This is a genomic window from Pseudonocardia pini, assembly GCF_013870575.1.
GTDB lineage: Bacteria > Actinomycetota > Actinomycetes > Mycobacteriales > Pseudonocardiaceae > Pseudonocardia > Pseudonocardia pini.
In genome coordinates this window covers 1-3443 of sequence record NZ_JACBXB010000615.1, presented here as the reverse complement: position 1 = coordinate 3443, position 3443 = coordinate 1, and the positions used below count along the sequence as shown (strand labels likewise).

Annotated in this window: 3 protein-coding genes and 1 pseudogene; 2 read left to right on the top strand and 2 right to left on the bottom strand. The window is 71.4% G+C overall.

Features of this window, described 5'->3' with window-relative positions; all coding sequences use genetic code 11:
• On the top strand, positions 1–1674 hold a 1674-nt coding region (locus H5J29_RS25820), incomplete at its 5' end, for a DNA translocase FtsK (protein WP_181783617.1).
• Between the two features lie 171 nt (positions 1675–1845).
• Positions 1846–2715 (top strand): YceI family protein, encoded by an 870-nt coding sequence (locus H5J29_RS25815; protein WP_246394286.1) that lies wholly within the window; start codon positions 1846–1848, stop codon positions 2713–2715.
• Here the strand turns inward: H5J29_RS25815 and H5J29_RS35420 are convergent.
• Positions 2684–2964, bottom strand: a pseudogene (locus H5J29_RS35420) (hypothetical protein). The gene H5J29_RS25815 and the pseudogene H5J29_RS35420 overlap by 32 nt on opposite strands.
• A 5-nt stretch (positions 2965–2969) precedes the next feature.
• Positions 2970–3443: helix-turn-helix transcriptional regulator (locus tag H5J29_RS25810; protein WP_181783615.1), on the bottom strand; the 474-nt coding region annotated here is incomplete at its 5' end.

Here is a 3443-nt window from a genome sequence, read left to right as displayed (position 1 = left end):
GCCGCGGAGCCGGAGGAGGAGTACGTCCCCGTCCCGCCCCGGCGGAAGCCGGAGCCGGAGAAGGCCGAGCGGCCGAAGCGCCCGGAGCCGGCCGCGATCGTCGCCACCCCGCCCGCCGAGGACGTCCCGGCCGAGGGCGAGCAGATGTCGATGGCGATCCGCGAGCCCGTCTCGGAGGGCGAGTACAGGCTCCCGCCCCCGGACATCCTGGAGACCGGCCCGCCGCCGAAGGTCCGCTCCGCCGCGAACGACGAGATGATCGAGCGCATCACCGGCGTGCTGGACCAGTTCAACGTCGACGCGCAGGTCACCGGCTTCACCCGCGGCCCGACGGTCACCCGGTACGAGATCGAGCTGGGCCCGGCCGTGAAGGTCGAGAAGATCACCCAGCTGTCGAAGAACATCGCCTACGCGGTGGCCACCGACAACGTCCGCATCCTGGCCCCGATCCCCGGCAAGTCCGCCGTCGGCATCGAGGTGCCCAACTCGGACCGCGAGATGGTGCGCCTGGGCGACGTGCTGCGCTCCGGCTCGGCGCGCAGCGAGACCCATCCGATGGTCATCGGGCTGGGCAAGGACATCGAGGGCCACTTCCTCTGCGCCAACCTCGCGAAGATGCCGCACCTGCTGGTCGCGGGCTCCACCGGTTCCGGCAAGTCCAGCTTCGTGAACTCGATGCTGGTCTCGCTGCTCCAACGGGCCACGCCGGAGGAGGTGCGGATGATCCTCGTCGACCCGAAGATGGTCGAGCTCACGCCGTACGAGGGCATCCCGCACCTGATCACGCCCATCATCACGCAGCCGAAGAAGGCCGCGTCCGCGCTGGCCTGGCTCGTGGAGGAGATGGAGCAGCGCTACCAGGACATGCAGGCCAACCGGGTCCGTCACATCGACGACTTCAACCGCAAGGTCCGCTCCGGCGAGATCACCGCGCCGCTGGGCAGCGAGCGGGAGTACCGGCCCTACCCGTACATCCTCTGCATCGTCGACGAGCTGGCCGACCTCATGATGACCGCGCCGCGAGACGTCGAGGACGCCATCGTCCGGATTACCCAGAAGGCCCGTGCGGCGGGCATCCACCTGGTGCTGGCGACCCAGCGGCCGTCCGTCGACGTCGTGACCGGCCTGATCAAGACGAACGTGCCGTCCCGGCTGGCGTTCGCCACGTCGTCGCTCACCGACTCGCGGGTCATCCTGGACCAGCCGGGTGCCGAGAAGCTGATCGGCATGGGCGACGGGCTCTACCTGCCGATGGGGGCGTCCAAGGCGGTCCGCATGCAGGGCGCGTACATCTCGGACGAGGAGATCTCCGAGGTCGTCGCGTTCACCAAGGAGCAGGCGGAGCCGACGTACCTCGAGGGCGTCACGGCGCAGAAGCAGGGCGAGGCCAAGGAGATCGACCCGGACATCGGGGACGATCTCGAGGTGCTCGTCCAGGCCGCGGAGCTCATCGTGACCTCGCAGTTCGGCTCGACGTCGATGCTGCAGCGCAAGCTGCGCGTGGGCTTCGCGAAGGCGGGCAGGCTGATGGACCTGCTCGAGTCGCGGGGGATCGTCGGACCCTCCGAGGGCTCCAAGGCCCGGGACGTGCTCATCAAGCCGGACGAGCTGGAGAGCGTCGTGTGGCTGCTGCGCGGTGGGGGCGGCGAACCCCCTTCCGACGATGATGATTGAGTCTTCTACCAGCGTGTTCGTGACACGTTCGGCTCCGCTGGGTGGCCGTTGGGCGTAGGGCCGTGTGGGAGGGACCACAACCCCGCGATCGGCGTCACCGTTCCGTGACCTCGCATGGTTGAGTGTCTCCGGCCCGCTGACGGGTCGAGCCACTCGCAGGAAAGGTCACGCATGTTCTGGAGCAAGCGGGGCAAGGGCCCGCGTCGTGCCGACACCGGGCGCAGCGCCCTGGTGCCGATCCCCCTCACCGGGGGTGTGCTGAGCGGTCAGGTGCAGGACACCGAGGGCCGGCCGCTCGCCGGCGCCGAGATCTCCGTCCTGGACCGCACCAGCACGCGGATCGTCCACGCGGACACGGACCCGTTCGGCTACTTCACCGCCGCGCTGGTCCCCGGGCAGTACCGGGTGCGCGCCGAGGCGGGCGGGTACCGGGGCAACGGCGGCACGATCGACGTCGAGTGGGGGAAGCACGCCGAGCTGGGCACCCTGACCCTCGACCCCGACCAGTCGCTCACCCCGCCGCCGCCGGGGGTCTACACGATCGACTCGGACCACTCCTCGGTCCGGTTCGTCGCCCGGCACATCGGGCTCTCCCGGGTCTACGGCCGCTTCAACCGCTTCCACGGGCAGATCCGCATCGCGGAGCCGTTCGAGGACTCCGCCGTGGACGTGGTGATCGAGTCCGCCAGCGTCGACACCAACGTCGACGCCCGCGACACGCACCTCCGCTCCCCGGACTTCCTCGACGTCGAGCGCTTCCCCCAGCTGCGCTTCTCCAGCACCCGGTTCCGGCGCGGCGCGGGGAACCGGTGGATCGTCGACGGCGACCTCACGCTGCACGGCCTGACCAGCGACGTCCAGCTCGACGTCATGTTCCTCGGCATGGCGGAGTGGAACGGCGAGCGCGCGGGAGCGGTCGCCTCGGCGGAGCTGCACCGCGAGCACTTCACGCTGAACTGGCAGCAGATGGTCAGCCGCGGGGTGCCCGTCGTCGGGTCGACGATCGAGATCAGCCTCGACGTCCAGGCGGTCCGCCAGTAGGGCGGGCGAACCCGTGCTGCCGCCAGGCCTCGTAGACGGCCACGGCGGCGGCGTTCGCGAGGTTCAGCGAGCGGGATCCGGCGACCATCGGGAGCCGGACCCGCTCGCTCGCCCGTGCCGCCACCGCGGGCGGCAGGCCGGTCGACAAGGCTCCACGAGGTGCAGCTCCGCACCGGTGTTCGCGGCCGGCCGGATCGCGTTGCCCGTGTCGGGCGGGATCTCGGGGGCGTGGAAGGCGATCCGGAACACGCGGGTCAGCTCGCGGGGCGTTCGGCGAGCCACTCGGTGGCGGTGAGCCCCGCCAGGTCCCGGAAGTCGCGGGCGAGGTGGGCCTGGTCGGCGTAGCCGCACACGGCGGCGGTGTCCGCCAGGGCGGGGCGGTCCGCGGCCCGGAGCAGGTCGCAGGCCCGTTCGAAGCGGATCACCCGGGCGGCGGACTTGGGCGACAGGCCGGTCTCGTCCCGGAACCGCAGGGCGAGGTGCCTGCGGCTCCAGCCGATCTCGTCGGCCAGGTCGGAGATGCGCAGGGTCCCGCCGGTCTCGCTGAGCCGGTGCCAGGCCCGGACGACCTCGGGCCGAGGATCGGGGCGACGCGCCTCGGCCGCCAACCGCAGGAGCGCCGCGTCGAGCAGCGCGAACCGGCTCCGCCAGGTGGGGGTCTCGGCCAGCCGCTGGACCGGTCGTCCGTCTCGGCGGACGACGTCGCGCAGGAGGTGTGTCTGGCCGTG

What these genes read in the sequence shown, in the direction of transcription:
- H5J29_RS25815 (WP_246394286.1), top strand. Translation starts at nt 1,846, where the DNA reads ATGTTCTGGAGCAAGCGGGGCAAGGGCCCGCGTCGTGCCGACACCGGG.